Below are 19823 nucleotides of genomic sequence, written 5' to 3' on the forward strand. Positions count from 1 at the left end.
ACGAATATGTTTACACCAAAAAAAGTAAAACATAGAAAATGGCATAAGGGACGAAGAAGATTTTCCGGCGTTGAAACCCGGGGCACCTTGCTTGCCTTTGGCGGTTATGGCTTAAAAGCGCAGGGTCGCGCTTGGATAACTGCTCGCCAGATTGAAGCCGCGCGCCGGGCGATGACGCGCTATATTGAGAGGGGCGGCAAAATTTGGATTAGGATTTTTCCCGACAAACCGATTACCAGAAAAGGCGCGGAAACGCCGATGGGCGGAGGCAAGGGCGGCGTTGAATATTATGTAGTGCCGATAAAACCGGGACGAATTCTTTTTGAAATAGACGGCGTATCGAAAGACTTGGCGCGGGAAGCAATGAAACGGGCGGCTTATAAATTGCCGATTAAAACCAAATTTATCAGCAAGGAATAAAACATATGGCAAAAATATTTAAAGGAATAATTATTTCTGACAAAATGAACAAGACAGTAGTCGTTAAAGTTAGTGACTACAAGAAACATCCGCGATACGGTAAGTTCTACAAGTCCGATAAAAAATACAAAGCTCATGATGAGACAGGAGAGTTTCATGTCGGCGATAAGGTTGTCATTAAAGAAACTAGGCCGATTTCAAAAGATAAGCATTTTGTAGTTTTAAAAAAATTGTAAACGAAGCACATGATACAACCCAGAACAATTTTAAAAGTAGCAGATAACAGCGGTGCCAAAACAATCCGGGTTTTTCATGTTGTCGGCGGAACGAGAAGAAGATACGCCCAGTTAGGCGATCTTGTGGTGGCTTCGGTCCAGGTAGCTGAACCGCGAAAAATGGTGAAGAAAAAGGATGTTGTAAAGGCAGTAATTATAAGGCAGAAAAAGGCTTATAGAAGAAAAGATGGAAGTTACATCCGCTTTGATGATAACGCCGCAGTTATTGTTGACGGCTTCGAACCAAAGGGCGGACGTATTTTTGGGCCCGTTGCAAGGGAGCTCCGTGAAAGAGGTTATATAAAATTAATTTCTTTAGCGTCCGAAGTGCTATAAAACACGTATGCGTATAAAAAAAGGCGATAATATAATAGTGATTAGCGGTAAGGATAAGGGAAAGCAGGGGAAAGTAATAAAAGTCCTATCTAAGGAAGGGAAAATTATTGTTGAGAATGTAAATATGAAGAAAAAACACCAGCGACCTAAAACCGGCGGAAAGAAAGGCGAGAAAATTGAAGTACCTCGCGCTCTTTCAACTTCTTCCGTAATGCTCTTATGCAAAAGTTGCGGCAAACCAACACGCATTGGTTATAACCTTTCTTCTGACGGAAGAAAAACAAGAATTTGTAAAAAGTGCCGTCTTGAAACATGAAACAAACAGAAAATAAAAATAAAATAATTCTGTTTCTGAAAAAAGAACTGAATGCGAAAAATCCTATGGCGCTTCCCAGAGTTGAGAAGGTTATTATTAATATTGGCCTAGGCCGAGCGCTAAAAGATGAAAAGTTCCTTGAAGTCGTTATGCGCGACCTCGCTTTGATTACCGGCCAGAAACCAAAGAGCACCTTGGCCAAAAAATCAATTGCTAACTTTAAAACCAGAAAGGGAATGGTTATCGGCGCCATGGTAACGTTAAGGGGACCGAAAATGTATGATTTTATGAGCCGCCTGGTTAATATGGCGTTACCGAGGACTCATGATTTTCGAGGCATAAACGCCAAATCTCTTGATACAAAAGGCAACTTGACAATTGGAGTAAAAGAACATATTGTTTTTCCAGAAATATCCGGAGAAGAGGTGCGCAATATTTTTGGTTTTGAAATAACCATAGCGGTCAAAGCTAAAAATAAAGAAGAAGCCCTGGCTTTATATAAGGCCATCGGATTTCCGATTAAAACGTAAAACATTAGGTTTCAAGAAGCGTATGCCCAAGAAATCACAAATAGCCAGAGCAATTAAAAAACCGAAATTCTCGACGCGCATTATTAGGCGATGTTTTAGGTGCGGCAGGCGGCGCGGCTATATGAGGGACTTTGGCCTTTGCCGGATTTGCTTTAGAGAAACAGCAAGGAAGGGAGAAATTCCCGGACTTAAAAAATCATCATGGTAGATCCAATCGCGGACATGTTAACGAGAATAAGAAACGCTCAAAAAGCCGGACATAAAGCGGTTGTTATTCCTTTATCGGGTTTGAAATTTGAAATTGCCAAAATTTTAAAAAAGGAAAATTATGTGGAAGACTTTAAAAAATCCGGTAAAGGCAACAAGAAAGTTTTAGAAATTAATTTGAAATATCCGGCGGCTATTAGCGAGATAAAAAAAATAAGCAAACCGGGCCTTCGTATTTACGTTGGAGCAAAAGAAATAAAGAATGTTAAAAATGGTTTTGGCATTTCAATTATTTCCACTTCAAAAGGTTTAATGACAAGTAAAGAAGCCAGAAATTCTCATTTGGGCGGAGAAATTTTACTGGAAGTTTTATAATCCTTCGACACTACTCAGGATTATAGTTCGACTCTGCTCACCATAAAAAAATCACATGTCAAAAATAGGAAAAAAAATAATAGAAATTCCAACCGATGTAAGCGTGGTTGTTGAAGGAAAAGTCGTTAAGGCCAAAGGTCGCAAGGGCGAGTTGGAATTTACTTTACCGCGAGAAATCGAGGCATCTTTAAAAGATAATCAACTTACTATTGTTGTGGCTGTTGATTCCAAAAGAACGCCGGCATTATGGGGAACGGCTAGGGCAGTAATTTCTAATATGATTTTCGGGGTTCATAACGGTTTTGAGAAAAAACTTGAGATTGAAGGCGTGGGTTATAAAGCTCAAATGCAGGGTAAGGATTTGATTTTAAGTTTAGGATTTTCCCACCCTATTGTCTTTAAGGCTCCCGAAGGCGTTACGATAAGCGTTGAGAAAAACAGTATCGTGGTCAGCGGGCCTTCAATTGAATCGGTCGGACAAACCGCTGCCAACATCCGGGCACTTAAAAAGCCCGAACCGTATAAAGGCAAGGGCATTCGTTATGTTGGCGAGATTATAAGGCGCAAGGCCGGAAAGAAAGTTGCCGGCACGACTGCCTAATTTTAAATTTAGAATTAATCAGATGGCAAAACAAACAAAACAATTAAAAAGAGAAATAAGGCACAGAAGAGTACGTGCTAGGATTTTCGGTACTAAAGATAGACCTCGCCTTTCCGTTTTTAAGTCTAATAACCATTTCTTTGTTCAACTTGTAGATGACGACAATGGCAGGACGATTGTTTCCACTTCCGATCATCAGGTTAAAATCAAGTCTAAAAACAAAAAAACAGTTGCTTTTGAGGTGGGTAAAATTATTGGAAAAAAGGCCAAAGAAAAAGGAATTAGCAACATTGTTTTTGATCGCGGCGGATATAAGTTCCACGGCGCAATTTTTGAATTAGCTAAAGGCGTAAGAGAATCGGGATTAATATTTTAAATAGACTATGGCAGAGAAACAAAAAAATTATAGAACTCGAGACAAAACCACCGGTCGTGCAGGTTTTAAGAGAGAAAAATCCGAATTTGAACAAAAGGTTATTGATATTAGAAGAGTTACTCGTGTTGTGGCCGGAGGCAAACGGTTTCGCTTTCGGGCAACCGTAGTTTTGGGTGATCACAAGGGGCGGGTAGGCGTCGGTGTTGATAAAGGGACCGACACTTCCGAATCTATTGAGAAAGCGGCGAGATCGGCCAAGAAAAATTTAATTACGGTTTCAATTAAAAATGGCACCATTTCCCATGAAACAATAGGAAGGTTTTCAAGCGCCGTCGTGCTTTTAAAACCGGCCAAAGCCGGAAGAGGTATTATTGCCGGCGGGCCGGTTAGAATTATCGCGAGTCTTTCGGGGATTAGTAGTATTTCATCAAAGATTCTTGGAACGACTACCAATAAGCTGAATAATGCCAGGGCTACAATAGAGGCGTTAAGGAAACTAAAATCAAGATAAATTTCTAATTTCTAATTTTTAATAAATTTCTAATGACTTAATTTTTAAACATTAAAACATTAAATCATTTAATAAAAATTGAAAATTAGAAATTGAAAATTATTATTATGCAACTACACAATATAAAACCAAAAAACAAATTAAAAAAACCCAGAAGAATAGCCAGAGGAGGCAAAAGAGGCGGTTATTCGGGTCGCGGCATTAAGGGCCAGAAATCCAGAGCCGGTGCCGGAATTAGGCCGGCTATTCGCGATGTAATGATGAGGTTTCCAAAACAGCGCGGCCGCGCTAAGCACTCCTTTAAGAGTATATTTCTAAAACCGGTCGTTTTAAATCTATTTGACATTGATAAAAAATTTAAAGACGGAGAAATTGTCAACCCGGTCAGTCTTGTTGGTAAAAAATTAGTTTATAAAATAAGCGGTCGGTTTCCAAAGATTAAGATTTTGGGTACAGGTGAAATTTCTAAAAGATTAAATTTTCAAGAAGTTTTATTGTCGTCATCGGCGCGTGATAAAGTTAAGAAAGCGGGAGGCACCATAAAATGATAGAAAAAATCGTACAAATTTTTAAAATAAAAGATTTAAGAAACCGCATACTTTTTGTTTTATCGCTTCTTGTTGTTTTTCGCCTTATGGCTACTATTCCCGTTCCGGGCGTTGATGTTTTGCGTTTGAGGGAATTTTTTGAAGGAAATCAGTTTTTCGGATTGCTCAACATCTTTTCCGGCGGCGCTCTATCCAACCTTTCAATTGTGATGCTCGGCGTTGGTCCCTTTATCACCGCTTCAATTATTATGCAGCTTTTGACTATGCTTATCCCGGCCTTGAAAGAACTATATAATGAAGAAGGAGAAATGGGCCGTCAAAAATTCAATCAATACACGCGATATTTATCCGTTCCTTTGGCCGTTCTTCAGGGTTATGGCCTTCTGGTTCTCTTAAAGAACCAACAAATTATCGCAAGCGGAAATTCTCTTATGTTTTTTTCGTCGGTTTTTGTAGTCACGGCCGGTTCAATATTTTTAATGTGGCTTGGCGAACTTATAACCGAAAAAAAAGTCGGAAACGGCATTTCACTTATGATTTTTGCCGGTATTGTCGCCAGTTTGCCTGTTGATTTAAAGCAGACGTTAGCAACTTTTGATCCTTCACAGGTTCCTACTTATCTTGCTTTTATTTTAGTATCAATTGTTGTTATTGCCGGAGTAGTGGTAGTTACCGAAGGGGAAAGGCCGATTCCGGTGGCTTATGCCAAGAGAGTGCGCGGTAACAGAGTTTATGGCGGCTCTATGGCGCATTTGCCTTTGAGGGTAAATCAAGCCGGCGTTATTCCCATTATTTTTGCCCTTTCAATTTTACTTTTCCCACAGCTAATTGCCCAGATCTTATCGGGTTTTAATATTGCTTGGATAAGAGAGCTATCTCTTCTTCTTGTTGGTTTTCTTAATAACCAGGCGGTTTACGGTTCATTTTATTTTATTTTGGTAATTTTGTTCACTTATTTTTATACTGCCGTTACTTTTGATCCCGGCCAGATTTCTCAAAATCTTCAAAAACAAGGCGGATTTATTCCTGGAATAAGGCCGGGCGGTTCTACTGCCGGATATTTAAAACATATCTTAAATCGGGTAGTTTTAATTGGCGCCATCTTTTTAGGAGTTATCGCGGTCTTGCCTATTTCGGTCCAATATTTTACCGGCATAACGACTTTAACGGTCGGCGGCACTTCGCTTTTAATTGTTGTTTCGGTGGTTCTTGAAACAATGAAGCAGGTTAGGTCGCAGCTTGTAATGAGAGAATATGAAAGTTTTTAATAATGATTTTATATTTTATTCTCTTGCTTTCCTCGTCCCGCCCCAGCGAGCGGGACTCGGGGATTCGCGCTCGCTCGTCCCGCCAAGGCGGGACACCATGCCCGCTTCGCGCTCATAACCCGCTCGAGAATAAAATATAAAATCATTATCTGTAATGGGTATATCTAAAAAATTAATTGCAATTATTTTACTTGGAAGGCCGGGTTCCGGCAAAGACACTCAAGCCAAACTTTTAGCAAAAAAGTTCGGCTTGGTTCATCTTATTTCAAGCAAACTCATTGAAGAATCTTTAAAATCTAAAGCAAAAATTATTAAACGCGATAGCAGGGCTTACAATGTGGAAAAAGAGCGCCGTATTCAAAAAAGCGGTTATTTAAATACCTCTGCTTTTGTGGCAGCTCTGGTAAAAGACGAAATTAAAAAAATCGCGCAGAAAGGTTTTGGATTGGTAATGAGCGGTTCTCCCAGAACTTTAAGAGAGTTTAAAGAAGAGGCGCCGATGCTTTTAAAACTTTACGGTAAAAATAATATTTATTTTTTTCATATTATAATCAGTCCGAATGAGGTTTATATAAGGAATCTGAAACGCCACCGCAAAGATTTGCCCGAACTTGATTCAAGGAAAATAATTAAAAAACGGCTTGAAGTTTACAGTCGCGACACCCTTCCGCTTATCAAGTATTTGAAATCTCAAAAAAGAGTCGCGGATATAAACGGCGAACAGTCAATAATGAAAATTCATTTGGATATTTTGAAAGTTTTAATGCCGAAAGTAAAATAAAAAATAGTAAATTTATTTTCTGAAGCTTATGAAGCCATTTTAGCATGGTTACCCGCTAAGCGGGGATAAAATGAGCTTCATCGGACAGTGAGTCCCGCGCTGGCGGGACGAACGCGCGAAGAAAATAATTTTACTATTTTTTATTAAATATCTAAAATAATAGGATGATAACAATCAAAACAAAAGAAGAAATAGAAGTTTTAAAAGAAGGCGGGAAAATTTTGGCCGAGGTTTTAAGAGAACTGGCGAAACTTGCTAAACCCAGTGTTAGCACGGGCTTTTTGGATAAAAAAGCCCAAGAGATGATTTTAGCTCGAGGCGGAGAACCGGCTTTTTTAAATTATCATCCGAATTTTATGGACAGGCCCTATCCGGCCGCCCTTTGTGCTTCGCTTAATGAAGTGGTGGTTCACGGCTTGCCTAGTGAAAAAAACATTTTAAAAGAAGGCGATATTTTAAAACTAGATCTTGGCATCAAATACAAAAATCTTTTTACCGACGCGGCTATTACGGTTGGAATAGGGGAACTTATGGAAGAAAAGCAAAAACTCATTGATGTTACCAAACGAGCGCTGGGGCTGGCAATAAACGAAGTGAAACCGGGAAATCATATTGGCGATATTGGATTTGCGATTGAAAATTACGTTGAAAGCAATGGTTTTTATGTTATAGAAATTTTGGTCGGCCATGGCGTCGGCCATGCCATTCATGAAGAGCCAAATGTTCCTAATTACGGAAAAAAAGGCCAGGGGCCAGAGCTGAGAGCAGGCATGGTTATAGCAATTGAACCGATGGTCGCATTAAAAGGTAAAGATGTTAAATTATCCAAAGACGGTTTCGGCTACGAGACGCTCGGTGGCTCTCTTTCCGCCCATTTTGAACATTCGGTGGCGGTTACAGAGGAGGGAAACATAGTTTTGACACGGTAAAATGGCTTTTTGAAGCCAAATATATGTTGATGTCGCCAATATCTATTGCTTTGCAATACAATGTGTGTTATAATTTTATTAGTTTAGAGAAACAGGGCAAGGAGGAACTTCACATGGAGTGGTTTATCAGGTTCTGCAGTTGGTTTTATGGCTTCCCTTTTTGGAAGCCATGTCCGGTGTGCGGGAACAGAAGGCGTTATCTTGTTCTCGCAGAGTCATGCGATTCATTTGCACTTTTCTCTCGCTGCAAGAACTGTGCGCGCGTGATCATCAATGTATCGAAAAAAAAAATTGTAAAAGATTAAAGATAAGTATGGGGACATGTGTGAAAGCAATTTCGCCATGTCCCAATTTTTATATAAAAGTTCATTTTCTGTATTTCAGTACTCATCAGTGTATCATAAGCTTCCTATAGGTAAGTTGTGATGCGAGATATAAGATATAAAAATAGTAGAAAATAATATTTTGATATGATATTTATAATGTAATGAAGATTTTAGCTATTGATTACGGGAAAAAATGGATTGGGCTGGCGATTTCTGACGATGGGCGCCGGCTGGCTTTTGCTTATAAAACCTTGGAAAATAATTCCAAAACTTTTTCTGTTTTAAATGAAATAATAAAAAAAGAAGAAATTTATAAAATAGTTATTGGCTTGCCTTTGAATAAAGAGATGAAACCGACGCAACAAACAACTGAAACGGAAAACTGGGCGCAAGAACTTATTAAAAAAGTTGCAACTCCGACGCCTTTGGGTCGGAGCCCCGACCGGAACTCCGACGGTACCGTCGGAGAAAGCGTCGGGGTTGATTTTGAAAATGAAATTTTTACAAGCAAGGCGGCGGATAAACTCGGAGTAAAAAACCAGCACGCCGCCGCCGCCGCAATTTTTCTTCAGGATTATTTGGATAGAAATAACAAATAAATTATTAAAATTTAATATCTTTGTTCTCACGCTTTTCTCGGTTGCCCCAGCGAGGCAACCGAGAGGATTCGCCCTCGCTCTGTCCCGCAAAGCGGGACAACCGTGCCCGCTCGGGCTCATAACCCCGCTTTGAAAACAAAGATATTAAATTTTAATAAAAGAATTAAGTCCGCCTGTATCATTTCGAGGAACTCTCGGAGCTCTGCGAGCTGGTATTGCCAGAAATTTATTTCTGGCAATTTTGGTCTCGCCGCAGGCGAGTCGCAGAGCGAGAGTGAATGCGCTTCGCCGCTGGAGCGAAGCGACATGTTTCCGAGAAATGATATAGGCGGACAAAAGAATAATAATGGATTTCAATATAAAAATCTGATAGAATAAACTGACAATGTCCAAACATCTTTCGGTTATTATTCCCGCCTATAATGAGGAGCATCGCATAAAAACCACGCTGGAAGCGGTTTTTAATTATTTTTCACGCCAGGATTATTCTTGGGAAGTTATTATTATTTCCGATGGAAGCAAAGACAGGACGGCGGAAGTTGTCGTAGAATTTATCAGCAACAAACCGGAGTTTCGTTTAATCGCCAATACGCAAAATCATGGAAAGGGTTACGTAGTTAGGCAAGGAATGCTTGAAGCCGAAGGCGATTTTCGACTTTTTACCGACGCCGATAATTCAACGTCAATAGAGCAGATTGAAAAATTTTGGCCGTATTTAAACGATGGCTATGATATCGTCATCGGATCAATTGAAGTTTCCGGCGCTCAAATTAATGAACAGGCCCAATGGTACCGGCGTATTATGGGTAAATATTCCAAATATCTAATCCGAATTGTAGCGGGTCTTTGGAGTATTCATGATACCCAGAGAGGCTTTAAATGCTTTACCGCGCTTGCGGCGCGTGATATATTTTCTAGGACAAAAATTGACCGTTTCGGGTTTGATATTGAAGTATTGGCGCTCGCGAAAAGACTGGGCTATGTAATTAAGGAAATACCGGTTGTTTGGGATAACCCCGCGGATTCTAAAGTCAATTTTAAAAGTTATTTCGAGGTGTTAAAAGATTTATTTAAAATTAGATTTTATCTTTGGTTTAATGCCTACTAAATCAAAAAAATATAAAAAGGAAATGCCGGAATTGCGCCAGGACATTGTTTCCGGCGATTGGATACTGGTAGCTCCGGCAAGGGCGCGCCGCCCCGAATTTGTTGTTAAAAAAACCGAAGAGCGCCAACTACCGAAAGGCGAGTGCCCATTTGACGATCCTCAAAAATTCGGCAACAAGCCGCCAGTTTTGGTTTATCAAAATAAAACCGGCACCGACTGGTTTTTACAGGTAATACCCAATAAATATCCGGCGGTTGAATCAGGCAGTTGCGGTCCTGCCAAAAAAACCGGAGTTTACAGCGTACGCGAAGGCCGGGGCGCCCACGAAGTGATTATTCTTCGCGATCATAATAAACATATCAGCGAATATAAAAAAGAAGATTTAAAATTATTATTTAACGCTTATAAAGACAGATATAAAACACTTAGTAACGACAAATGCATTGAATATATTTCAATTTTTCACAACTACGGTAAAGAAGCCGGCGCTTCCGTTCCGCATACTCATTCCCAGATTTTGGCATTGCCGATTGTGCCGCCGGATATTTCAAGAAGCATTCGGGGTTCGCATGATTTTTTTCATCAGCATAATAAATGCGTCCATTGTTTTATGATTGAATACGAATTAAAAGACAAAAAATGGATTGTTTTTGAAAATAAAAGCGCGGTTGTTTTGGCTCCCTTTGCTTCGCGTTCTAATTTTGAATTGAGAATTTTTCCGAAAAAACATGAAGCGTTTTTTGAACGCGTTGACGGTGACGGCGGAGAACTCTTAGACATAGCCGAAGCGCTTCACGAGGCGCTTGTTAAAATTCATAAAAATCTTAAAAATCCATCATTTAACTTTTTTCTTCATACGGCTCCCACCATTAAAAATTTAGATTACAACCATTACCATTGGCATTTGGAAATTCTGCCCAAAACCTCGGTTTTCGGGGGCTTTGATATCGGTACCGGGGTTGATATTATTACGGTGGCGCCGGAAACAGCCGCTAAGATTTTTAGAAAATAAATGGAATTATTTTTTGGTTTTGATCTTGTCACATTCATCAAGGGGGCGGGCTATCTTGGTCTTTTAGGAATTATTTTTGCCGAATCCGGGCTTCTTATCGGCTTTTTTCTTCCGGGCGATTCCTTGCTTTTTACCGCTGGATTTTTGGCGTCGCAAGGTTATTTCAATATTATCATCCTTATAATCTTATGTTTTATAGGGGCGGTCTTAGGCGATAGTTTTGGTTACGCTTTCGGTAAAAAAACTGGGCCGAAATTATTCAAAAGGGAAGATTCGCTGATATTTAAAAAAAGCCATCTTGAAAGAGCCAGGATATTTTATGAAACACACGGCGGAAAAACTATCATTTTAGCCCGGTTTATGCCGGTAATCAGAACATTTGCTCCGATTATTGCCGGCGTTGGAGTTATGAGATATTCTGTTTTTTTGTTTTATAATGTCATTGGGGCGGCCTTATGGGCCGTGGGATTGCCGCTAATCGGTTATTTTTTGGGTAATGCCATACCCGATGTTGATAAGTATATAATACCAATTGTTATTATGATTATTATTGCTTCTATTGCTCCGCCAATAGTACATATATTGAAAAGCGAAGAACATAGAAAAGAAATAAAAAAATATTTAAATAATGTATTAGGTAAAAAATAAATCTAAAAATGTGAACAACAAAATAATAATTGCCAATTGGAAAATGAACCCCTCTTCTCAAGAAGAAGCCATTCGATTGGTTAGGGGTATTTTAGCTAAAACGCTTCCGAAAGACGCTGAACTTGTAATTGCGCCGCCGTTTACATATCTCGATGCGGTAAAAAAACTAATCGGAAAAGAAGTTAAGCTCTGCGCCCAAGATCTCGCTTGGGCGCAACGCGGCGCTTATACCGGCGAAATTTCCGGATTAATGCTTAAGAATCTCGGATGCGAATACGTGATTATAGGGCATTCGGAAAGGCGTTATAAAATCGGAGAGACCGACGAAGTGGTTAATGCAAAATTGAAAGCCGCTTTAAGTGCCGGGTTAAAACCTGTTTTAGCTGTCGGAGAGAAGGAACAGGGTGAAGATATAATAAAGACTCTTTCCGGCCAGCTAAAAAACTCATTAAATGGAATTGAGGCGGGAGATCTTGACCGTTTAGTCATTGCTTATGAGCCAGTCTGGGCTATAGGCACCGGAGTGCCCGATACGCCGGATCACGCGCTTTCCGCAGCGCTTTTAATAAGAAAAATAATTACCGGCATATACAGTTCCGATTGGGCAAGCGATCTTCCTATACTTTATGGCGGATCGGTTACAGCGGAAAATGCCCATGAATACATCGGGCAGACCGGCATAAATGGCGCGCTGATTGGAAGCGCTTCTTTAGAGCTTGAGAATTTTTTAAAAATCATTAAATCAGCGGAAGCCAATGGGTAGAATTATTTTTTATACCGGTTTAGTAATAGCGGCATTTTTTTTGATTTTTGTTTTTATTTTTTGGTGGCAGATAAGAACGCCTCTTGACTCTTCCGGGGAAATTTTAATTTTTAAGGTTGAAAAAGGGGATTCGGCCAAAACTGTCGCTGTAAATCTTAAAAAATCCGAGCTTATCAAAAGTTCTTTTGTCTTTCGTCTTTATGTTTTTTTATCGCTTGGCCAGTATAGTTTAAAACCCGGCGAATATGAGATTTCTCCTAAGATGCCGATTCGGGATATTGCCGATACCATGGTTTTGGGAGGTGTTAATGAGGTTTTGCTGACAATTCCCGAAGGTTTCAGTTTAAAACAAATTGAAGATCGGCTTGTCGCGGCAAAACTTGCCAAGCCTGGCGAGATTGTCTCCCTTCGGGAGATCCCCCATAGGGGGATAAATTCCCAATTTACCGAAAACATTCCCCCAATACTTTCCGGTAAACCAAAATATGCTTCTTTAGAAGGATATTTATTTCCCGATACTTACCGTTTTTTCAAGGACGCTTCGTTGTCGGATATTGTAAGTAAAATGGTAGCAAATTTGGATTCTAAAATTACTCCGAACTTAAAAACTGCCATGGCTGATTCCGGCCGCAACACTTACGAAATTCTTACAGTAGCTTCTCTTATTGAAAAAGAAGTAAAAAGCGATGCCGACATGGAAGTTGTTTCCGGAATTTTATGGAAGAGGCTTAGAGCCGGCATTCCGCTTCAAGTCGATGCTACCTTAATTTATATTACTGGCCGGCGCGATATATACGAATCTGACAAAAAGATTAATTCTCCGTATAATACCTACTTTTATCGGGGATTGCCTAAGGGGCCGATTGCCAGCCCCGGGTTAAGCGCGATTAAAGCCGCCGTTTTTCCAAAAACCAGCCCTTATCTGTATTATCTCTCGGCTAAAGACGGTAAAACAATTTTTTCAATAACGCTCGACGAGCATAATCGCAACAAGGCGATTTACTTGAAATAACTACTATTGATTCTGAGAATCAATAGTAGGCGCGCTTAAATGAGTCATATTTTTGTAGCTATAGCGAATATTGACATTTAAGTAATAACTTGTTACCATTTTATGGTAAAAAGAGAGACTTTCTGACAAACAGGAGAGGAAGAAATGCAGGTTGTCGTGGAGGTTGATGACGAATTAATGTCTAATTTAAAGAAGCTTTCTGGTTTTCACAATGACCATTTGCTCTTTCAATTTTGCCTAAAAGTTGGCGAGCGTGTTCTTAAGACGCTTGCACGAGGCGATACTGTATTAATTGAAGTGGCAAATGGGAAGCGGCGATGTGTTGAAATAGATTTTAAGAATCTGCTTACTCAGTATGATACTAATGATGAAAAGAGGAGATAGTTAGTAGGAATGGCGCTGACAAATTTAACAACACCGAGCCTGAAAGGGCTCGGTGGTTTTTGTTTTTACCCTCCTTCACCCACACTTCGCTAAAGCTTCGGAAAATAATTTATTTATTTTTTTAGTTCAAGGACAAATAAATTAACTAAATATGGCTTTTGAAAGCCATATTTAGTTACTATTAAGAACTATTGCTTTTTTATTTAAATTATGGTATAATTAAATTAGTAAAAATAAGCTCCTTATTAATATCACAAAGTGATTGTTCTAAGTATTACTGCAAGACAAAAGACAAATTATTAGCTTGGTACCGTGTAGTATTTAGAACCATCGCTTTGTGAAACCATAAACGCCAAAACCCAAGTCGCCGCTCTAAGCGGCAAGGAGGAGAAGAAATGAAGATTGATGTGACCTATGTCATCACCGTCGTTGACCTTGGCGAAGATGATGGACTAGATGGTCGCTTCGTCGTTAAGGGTTTGCCAACCAGACATATTTCAATGTTCTGGAAAAAGGTTATGAGTATTCGAGCTTGCTTTCCTAGGCCGCCAAAGAAAGGCGCGCGTGAGGATGGCCGTCTACGTATCGATTTTCTTATTCCATATGATTACGAGGAATTCTTGATAGCCAATGAGAAGATTCTTAGAATCATCAAGCGTCTTATGCCGGACGCGAAGGTTCACTATCGTCAGCTTAGTTGTTCTGGCTTTCATATGGCTGACGAAGATTATGATCCATATTATGATCTAGATGACGAGATGCTTCTCGTTGGGGCTTTTACTGAAGAGGAGCGAGATTGCCTACCGCGCTATCAGCGAGCCGAAATTCTCGGTATCCGGTGACGGTAATACCAATCAAGCTTAACAACACCGAGTTCGAAAGGGCTCGGTGGTTTTTGTTTTTACCCTCCTTCGTCCACACTTCGCTAAAGCTTCAAGTGGCACAATAAGGCTTCGGACGGGCAAGTAATGGCAAAAAGCGGGAAAATCTGATATATTCATAACAGATTTTATGGCAAAAAAAGACCTAACCAAAATTGAAGTTAAGGAAAGAATTGAGAAACTGAAAAAAGCGATAAACCGTTATCGTTATTCGCGGCTGGTTTTGAATAAAGAGTTGATTTCGCCCGAAGCCGAAGATACTCTAAAAAAAGAGCTTTTTGATTTGGAGGAGAGGTTTCCGGAACTGATTACGCCGGATTCGCCGACCCAGAGGGTCGGCGGCAAAGCGCTAAAAAAATTTCCTAAAGTCCGGCATTCGACGCGAATGCTTTCATTTAATGATGCGTTTTCTGAAGATGACATGCAGGATTGGCTTACGCGAAATTTAAAGCTTTTACCGAATGATGCCAAGCTAGATTTTTACTGCGAACTTAAGCTTGACGGCTTGGCAATAAGCATGGTTTATGAAAATGATATTTTAAAAACCGGTGCTACGCGAGGTGATGGGATTACCGGTGAAGATGTGACGGCGAATTTAAAAACCATAGAAGCCATCCCGCTTCAAGGCGAAGTGTTTTTGAATAAAAAAGATTTTGAAGCGCTCAATAAAAAACAAGCAAAAATGGGACTACCGCTTTACGCTAATCCCAGAAATGTCGCCGCCGGTTCGATTCGCCAACTTGATCCAAAAATAACGGCATCGCGCCGTCTGGATTCATTCGCCTATTCTTTAAAAACGGATTTGGGCCAAAAAACCCATGAAGAAGAACACCTAATTCTACATTCTTTGGGTTTTAGAACTAATCCAAACAATAAGTACGTTGAAAATCTTAACGATGTTTTTAAATTTAAAGAATATTGGGAGAAACATCGGGAAAAACTGCCTCTTGAAATTGACGGCGTTGTTGCGATAATTAACTCCGAGGAAATTTTTAAGCGGCTTGGCGTTGTCGGTAAAACGCCGCGCGGAGCGATTGCCTATAAGTTTTCTCCTAAAGAATCGGAAACTACGGTTCTAAATATAATTGTTCAAATAGGGCGAACGGGGGTTTTGACGCCAGTGGCGATCTTAAAACCCGTCCAAATCGGCGGTACAACGGTTAGCCGGGCTACGCTTCACAATGAAGATGAAATAAAACGACTGGGACTTAAAATAGGCGATACGGTTATTGTTAGCAGGGCCGGAGATGTTATTCCGGATGTGAATAAGGTGCTAAAGGAGATGCGTACCGGCAAAGAAAAAGAATTCCATTTCCCAAAAGTTTTTTGCGGCCAAAAGGTTGTAAGAGTTTCAGGCGAAGCGGCGCATAAAGTTCTTCATCCGGAGAAGTGCGAACTGGTAAACCGCCGGCGGCTTTACTATTTTACTTCCAAAGCTGCTTTTAATATTGACGGTGTCGGCCCAAAAATAATTGATGCCATGTTAGACAACAATTTAATTTCTGATGCCGCCGATTTATTTGAACTTGAAGCCGGCGATCTCGTGCCGCTTGAGCGCTTTGCCGAAAAATCGGCTCAAAATGTTGTTGATTCCATTAAAAATAGTAAAACAGTTGATTTGTTTAAATTTATTTATGCTCTTGGTATAGAACATATTGGTGAGGAAACGGCAGTTGATATTGGTAAAAAAATGGCGAGTCACAACGCCATAAACCGGCCACAAGACATTATTGACATCGCCTCTAAAATAAATATTGGTGATTGGCAAAAAATTCCCAATATAGGGCCCAAAGTCGCCGAAAGCGTTTTTGAATATTTTTCCAAAAAGGAAAATAGAAAATTTTTAGAAAAACTTGATGAAGCGGAAGTAAAAATAATTTCTCCGAAAATTACAAAGATTTTTCAAAAATTAAGTGGCAAAACTTTTGTTTTAACCGGTGGACTAGAAACCTTGACTCGCGACGAGGCAAAAGACAAAATAAGGGCACTGGGCGGCGATGTTTCTTCATCAGTTAGCAAAGAAACGGATTATGTGGTTGCCGGCTCCGAACCCGGCGAAAAATACGAAAAAGCAAAAAAATTGGGTGTTAAAATAATAAATGAAAAAGAATTTATAAAAATGTTAAAATAAAGCTATGGCGCTTACCAAAAAAGAAGTTGAAAAAATAGCCGAACTGGCCCGATTAGGGATAAGCGAAGAAGAAAAAGAAAAATTCGCCGAGGATTTATCTTTGGTTTTAAGTTACGTTGATAAGCTGTCGGAAGTGAATGTTGAAAAAGTTGAGCCGGTGACCGGCGGCACGAGTTTGGAAAGTATTGTCCGAAAAGATGACGAGTCAAAAGATATTGCAGGTGATGAAATGAAAGTGGATATTTTAAATGCTGCGCCGGACAAAGAAAACGGCTATTTCAAAGTGCCTTCAATACTTAAATGAATTTAAAAGAACTTACCATAAAACAAACGCATGAACTTCTGCAAAATCAAGAAGCAAGTTCGGTTGAATTGACGAAAGAATTTCTTAAAAATATTAAGGAAAAAGATGGCGATATTCATGCCTTTTTATCATTAACAGAAGAAACAGCTTTAGAAACAGCTAAGAAGGTTGACGATAGAATTTCAAAAGGAGAACCGATTGAAATGCTCGCCGGAATTCCGGCGGCGATAAAAGATAATATTTGCATTCGAGGCGGAAAAACTACCGCCGCTTCGAAAATTCTTGAAAATTATATCGCGCCTTATGATGCGACCGTTATTAAAAAACTGAAAGAAGAAGAGGCGGTATTTATTGGTAAAACAAACTTAGATGAATTTGCCATGGGTTCTTCAACCGAAAATTCCGGATTCGGACCGACAAAAAACCCGGTTGATACAGACAGAGTTCCCGGAGGTTCTTCCGGCGGTTCGGTGGCGGCGGTTAAGGCCGGCTTTTCTGTTTACGCCTTGGGTTCTGATACCGGCGGCTCCATTCGCCAGCCGGCCAGTTTTTGCGGCGTCGTCGGTTTCAAGCCGACTTACGGCGCCGTTTCTCGGCACGGTCTTATCGCTTTGGCCTCCTCGCTTGACCAGATTGGCCCGATTACTAAAAATGTTGAAGATGCCGCGATTGTTTTTGAAACGATACGCGGCGGCGATGAACTTGATTCAACCAGTTCGCCTAATGATTGGCAGGATTTTAATAATTCAATTCCGGATATTGAAGAACTGAAAATCGGGGTGCCGCGCGAATATTTTACTCACGGTTTAGATAAAGAAATCGAGAAAAATATCAGGGGTGTTATTTCTAAATTAGAAAAAGAAGGCGCTAAAATAGAAGAAATATCTTTGCCTTACAGCGATTTCGCGTTGGCAGCCTATTATATTATTATGCCGGCCGAAGCTTCGGCGAATCTAGCGAGATACGACGGAATGAAATACGGACTTTCCACTATCCAAATACCAAATACTAAATACCAGATACAAAATTTGTCCGATGTTTATCTAGATACAAGAGGAAAAGGTTTTGGTGCCGAAGTAAGAAGAAGAATCATGCTTGGAACATATATTTTATCTCATGGTTATTACGACGCTTATTACAAAAGAGCTCAAAAAGTGAGGCGGCTTATTAAAAACGAATTTGACCATGTTTTTAATCCGTCGGCCGACGGAGTTGATGTTATTTTAACGCCAACCTCGCCGACAACGGCTTTTAAATTCGGGGAAAAAACTCAAGACCCATTATCTATGTATTTGGCGGATATTTATACCGTTTCGGTTAATTTGGCGGGCGTTCCGGCAATTTCGTTGCCTTCGGGCGAAGTAAACGGCCTTCCTGTAGGATTACAGCTTATCGGCAAAAATTTTGAAGATGTAAAATTGCTTAGAATCGCAAAACTTATTGAAACAATTATTAACGAAAAATCTCATGTCTGATCAAGTTTTATATATAATAAACTATTTAAGCTCATATATTGTTTGGATTAGCGGTACTTCAGCTGTTTCTAATTTAAAATGGCTTGGTGGAGCGCTGTCTTTAATTTTCATCGGTCTCATAGCGCTTCTGATTATGAAGCTTCAGATTATAGACGGTTTATTTAAAACCGCGGGTAATTTTTTATTAACCAACGCTTTTCCTAAAAGGCATCTTAATAAATCCTGGCAAAAAATTCTGGCGCGGCTTAATAAAAACGACGAGGCTAATTTACGGCTGGCCTTAATTGAAGCCGATAACATATTTGACGATTTGTTAAAACAAATGCGGCTTCCCGGCGAATCAATGGCCGACAGGTTAAAGTACATTGATTCTTCACAGGTTTCTAACATTGACGAAATTTGGCGCGCTCATAAGCTAAGAAACGTCATTGTTCACAATGCCGAATATCCAGTTACCAGAAATGAAATGGAATTCGGAGTCGGCGCTTATCAGAGAGCATTAAAAGAATTAGAGTTTATTGATTAGAAAACACTTCTTACAATCTACGCACTTTATGCCGATCGGAAATAACTGCGTAGATTTTTTATGACTTTTTTGAATTTTTTAAGTTTAATTAGCGGGGAGCAGTGGACAACGTTAGAATCTGTTTTTAGACTATTACTGTTAAGTTGTTTATACCAAAACTATCACTTAACACCTTTCTTATAAAATGAAAAAGCGGGCGAGATTATCGCACCGCTTGTTATGTGTTCTTTTTTCTTATAAATCAAGAAGCCATTTACCAGTATTTTGGGGAATACTTTACTTCATCTGGAATCGGGTTTACAAATACCCGTTCAACTGCCCGATAGAAAAACCACAGAGGCCACAAAGGAACTGCCCAACGCCTAATTTGTATAAATATTAATGTTCTGTTCAGAAAGTCGCGATGCGCTTTAATTGTCTCAACATTTTTAGCAAATGCCAGCTCATCATCGCATCGGTTTATTTCTCGTTGCGTCATCCAACGCGAATGCAGTCTTCTAACCGTCCTGGTAGCTTGAGATGCATTAAACACACAATCAAGCCAAGGATCGTACATACCCATGTCGACCTCCGTTTGAATTTTTAATGTACATTATCAGATTGAGCCCCAGCCATCTGCTATAATGGCAGGCGCCAATTGGATAAGTATATACCATATAATAAAAATCCTGTCAAATCTGCGGGCCGGACGGGATTTGAACCCGCGATCTCTGTCGTGACAGGGCAGCGCTTTGAACCGCATAACCAGAAATGAAATGGAATTCGGAGTCGGCGCTTATCAGAGAGCGTTAAAAGAACTGGAGTTTATTGATTGACATATTTATTTAGTGTTTGTTATTATACTTTTCACTACAATTTTTATTATGCCCTGAGGGAGTCGGGAAATGGCAGCAGGCGAGATATTTGAAAATCTAAAAGAATTCTCATCTAAAGAAAATAAAGTAGTTTTTAAAAATCCATTCTTTCTGTTCAGAGGCGAATCAAAAGATGAAGCACCGGAAGAAGTTCTTATTACAACACATGCTATCGAAGGAAATTACGGCGAGGTTGTAAGTGCTAATGACGTGGCTACTTTTATAGCCGATCTATTGAATAGATAGAGCTTGGAAAAATAAAAAAAATTAAGCGCATCCAATAAATAACTATATTTATTGGATTTTTTATTGATTGTGAGAATCTTT

At 39.8% G+C, this 19823-nt stretch carries 28 protein-coding genes; 27 read left to right on the top strand and 1 reads right to left on the bottom strand.

Annotation, left to right across the window (positions count from 1 at the left end; translation table 11 throughout):
• The first annotated feature begins 6 nt into the window (after positions 1 to 6).
• The 26 genes from rplP to HYW79_03360 all read left to right on the top strand — a co-directional run bounded on the left by rplP (position 7) and on the right by HYW79_03360 (position 18642).
• A complete protein-coding gene (gene rplP, locus HYW79_03235) occupies positions 7 to 420 on the top strand; it encodes a 50S ribosomal protein L16 (GenBank protein MBI2635527.1) in 414 nt (137 codons plus the stop codon).
• A gap of 5 nt (positions 421 to 425) precedes the next feature.
• Positions 426 to 656, top strand: coding sequence for a 30S ribosomal protein S17 (rpsQ, locus tag HYW79_03240; protein MBI2635528.1), 231 nt, complete (start codon positions 426 to 428; stop codon positions 654 to 656).
• Positions 657 to 665: 9 nt separating this feature from the next.
• Positions 666 to 1031, top strand: a complete 366-nt coding sequence (gene rplN / locus HYW79_03245) for a 50S ribosomal protein L14 (protein ID MBI2635529.1) — start codon at positions 666 to 668, stop codon at positions 1029 to 1031.
• 7 nt (positions 1032 to 1038) lie between these two features.
• Positions 1039 to 1347, top strand: a complete 309-nt coding sequence (locus tag HYW79_03250; GenBank protein ID MBI2635530.1) for a 50S ribosomal protein L24 — start codon at positions 1039 to 1041, stop codon at positions 1345 to 1347.
• On the top strand, positions 1344 to 1877 hold the full coding sequence (gene rplE / locus HYW79_03255; protein MBI2635531.1) for a 50S ribosomal protein L5: 534 nt from the start codon (positions 1344 to 1346) through the stop codon (positions 1875 to 1877). Before HYW79_03250 ends, rplE begins: the two co-directional genes overlap by 4 nt.
• A gap of 22 nt (positions 1878 to 1899) precedes the next feature.
• Positions 1900 to 2085 carry a type Z 30S ribosomal protein S14 gene (locus HYW79_03260; GenBank protein ID MBI2635532.1) on the top strand — a complete coding sequence of 62 codons (186 nt, stop codon included), beginning with the start codon at positions 1900 to 1902 and terminating at the stop codon, positions 2083 to 2085.
• Positions 2073 to 2459 (top strand): 30S ribosomal protein S8, encoded by a 387-nt coding sequence (gene rpsH, locus HYW79_03265; protein MBI2635533.1) that lies wholly within the window; start codon positions 2073 to 2075, stop codon positions 2457 to 2459. Before HYW79_03260 ends, rpsH begins: the two co-directional genes overlap by 13 nt.
• Before the next feature lie 55 nt (positions 2460 to 2514).
• Positions 2515 to 3060: a 50S ribosomal protein L6 gene (gene rplF / locus HYW79_03270; protein MBI2635534.1), complete on the top strand. Its 546-nt coding sequence runs from the start codon at positions 2515 to 2517 to the stop codon at positions 3058 to 3060.
• A 22-nt stretch (positions 3061 to 3082) separates the two neighbouring features.
• Positions 3083 to 3436, top strand: coding sequence for a 50S ribosomal protein L18 (locus tag HYW79_03275; protein MBI2635535.1), 354 nt, complete (start codon positions 3083 to 3085; stop codon positions 3434 to 3436).
• 7 nt (positions 3437 to 3443) lie between these two features.
• On the top strand, positions 3444 to 3947 hold the full coding sequence (gene rpsE, locus HYW79_03280) for a 30S ribosomal protein S5 (protein ID MBI2635536.1): 504 nt from the start codon (positions 3444 to 3446) through the stop codon (positions 3945 to 3947).
• 107 nt (positions 3948 to 4054) lie between these two features.
• Positions 4055 to 4495 carry an uL15 family ribosomal protein gene (locus HYW79_03285; GenBank protein ID MBI2635537.1) on the top strand — a complete coding sequence of 147 codons (441 nt, stop codon included), beginning with the start codon at positions 4055 to 4057 and terminating at the stop codon, positions 4493 to 4495.
• Positions 4492 to 5763 carry a preprotein translocase subunit SecY gene (gene secY, locus HYW79_03290; GenBank protein MBI2635538.1) on the top strand — a complete coding sequence of 424 codons (1272 nt, stop codon included), beginning with the start codon at positions 4492 to 4494 and terminating at the stop codon, positions 5761 to 5763. The genes HYW79_03285 and secY overlap by 4 nt, the downstream gene beginning before the upstream one ends.
• A 154-nt stretch (positions 5764 to 5917) precedes the next feature.
• On the top strand, positions 5918 to 6544 hold the full coding sequence (locus HYW79_03295) for a nucleoside monophosphate kinase (protein MBI2635539.1): 627 nt from the start codon (positions 5918 to 5920) through the stop codon (positions 6542 to 6544).
• A gap of 164 nt (positions 6545 to 6708) precedes the next feature.
• A complete protein-coding gene (gene map / locus HYW79_03300; protein MBI2635540.1) occupies positions 6709 to 7473 on the top strand; it encodes a type I methionyl aminopeptidase in 765 nt (254 codons plus the stop codon).
• A 487-nt stretch (positions 7474 to 7960) separates the two neighbouring features.
• Complete coding sequence (locus HYW79_03305) at positions 7961 to 8398, top strand: pre-16S rRNA-processing nuclease YqgF (GenBank protein ID MBI2635541.1); 438 nt, start codon at positions 7961 to 7963, stop codon at positions 8396 to 8398.
• A 385-nt stretch (positions 8399 to 8783) separates the two neighbouring features.
• Positions 8784 to 9506 (top strand): glycosyltransferase family 2 protein, encoded by a 723-nt coding sequence (locus tag HYW79_03310; GenBank protein MBI2635542.1) that lies wholly within the window; start codon positions 8784 to 8786, stop codon positions 9504 to 9506.
• Positions 9496 to 10518 carry a galactose-1-phosphate uridylyltransferase gene (galT, locus tag HYW79_03315; GenBank protein MBI2635543.1) on the top strand — a complete coding sequence of 341 codons (1023 nt, stop codon included), beginning with the start codon at positions 9496 to 9498 and terminating at the stop codon, positions 10516 to 10518. Before HYW79_03310 ends, galT begins: the two co-directional genes overlap by 11 nt.
• Positions 10519 to 11166 carry a VTT domain-containing protein gene (locus tag HYW79_03320; GenBank protein MBI2635544.1) on the top strand — a complete coding sequence of 216 codons (648 nt, stop codon included), beginning with the start codon at positions 10519 to 10521 and terminating at the stop codon, positions 11164 to 11166.
• A 10-nt stretch (positions 11167 to 11176) separates the two neighbouring features.
• Positions 11177 to 11929 (top strand): triose-phosphate isomerase, encoded by a 753-nt coding sequence (locus tag HYW79_03325; protein MBI2635545.1) that lies wholly within the window; start codon positions 11177 to 11179, stop codon positions 11927 to 11929.
• Positions 11922 to 12941: an endolytic transglycosylase MltG gene (gene mltG, locus HYW79_03330; protein MBI2635546.1), complete on the top strand. Its 1020-nt coding sequence runs from the start codon at positions 11922 to 11924 to the stop codon at positions 12939 to 12941. Before HYW79_03325 ends, mltG begins: the two co-directional genes overlap by 8 nt.
• 144 nt (positions 12942 to 13085) lie before the next feature.
• A complete protein-coding gene (locus tag HYW79_03335; protein MBI2635547.1) occupies positions 13086 to 13325 on the top strand; it encodes a hypothetical protein in 240 nt (79 codons plus the stop codon).
• A gap of 407 nt (positions 13326 to 13732) precedes the next feature.
• Entirely contained in the window at positions 13733 to 14167 is a 435-nt protein-coding gene (locus HYW79_03340) for a hypothetical protein (protein ID MBI2635548.1), read from the top strand.
• Positions 14168 to 14336: 169 nt separating this feature from the next.
• Positions 14337 to 16337, top strand: coding sequence for an NAD-dependent DNA ligase LigA (ligA, locus tag HYW79_03345; GenBank protein MBI2635549.1), 2001 nt, complete (start codon positions 14337 to 14339; stop codon positions 16335 to 16337).
• A 4-nt stretch (positions 16338 to 16341) separates the two neighbouring features.
• Positions 16342 to 16641, top strand: a complete 300-nt coding sequence (gene gatC / locus HYW79_03350; protein ID MBI2635550.1) for an Asp-tRNA(Asn)/Glu-tRNA(Gln) amidotransferase subunit GatC — start codon at positions 16342 to 16344, stop codon at positions 16639 to 16641.
• Complete coding sequence (gene gatA, locus HYW79_03355; protein ID MBI2635551.1) at positions 16638 to 18116, top strand: Asp-tRNA(Asn)/Glu-tRNA(Gln) amidotransferase subunit GatA; 1479 nt, start codon at positions 16638 to 16640, stop codon at positions 18114 to 18116. The genes gatC and gatA overlap by 4 nt, the downstream gene beginning before the upstream one ends.
• On the top strand, positions 18109 to 18642 hold the full coding sequence (locus HYW79_03360; GenBank protein ID MBI2635552.1) for a hypothetical protein: 534 nt from the start codon (positions 18109 to 18111) through the stop codon (positions 18640 to 18642). The genes gatA and HYW79_03360 overlap by 8 nt, the downstream gene beginning before the upstream one ends.
• Positions 18643 to 18895: 253 nt before the next feature.
• Here the strand turns inward: HYW79_03360 and HYW79_03365 are convergent, their stop codons facing one another.
• Positions 18896 to 19198, bottom strand: a complete 303-nt coding sequence (locus HYW79_03365; GenBank protein ID MBI2635553.1) for a hypothetical protein — start codon at positions 19196 to 19198, stop codon at positions 18896 to 18898.
• 328 nt (positions 19199 to 19526) lie between these two features.
• Here HYW79_03365 and HYW79_03370 point away from each other — a divergent pair, with 328 nt between their 5' ends.
• Positions 19527 to 19742 (top strand): hypothetical protein, encoded by a 216-nt coding sequence (locus HYW79_03370; protein ID MBI2635554.1) that lies wholly within the window; start codon positions 19527 to 19529, stop codon positions 19740 to 19742.
• The last annotated feature ends 81 nt before the right edge of the window (positions 19743 to 19823 follow it).

Source organism: Parcubacteria group bacterium, from assembly GCA_016186325.1.
GTDB lineage: Bacteria > Patescibacteriota > Minisyncoccia > UBA10092 > UBA10092 > JACPHB01.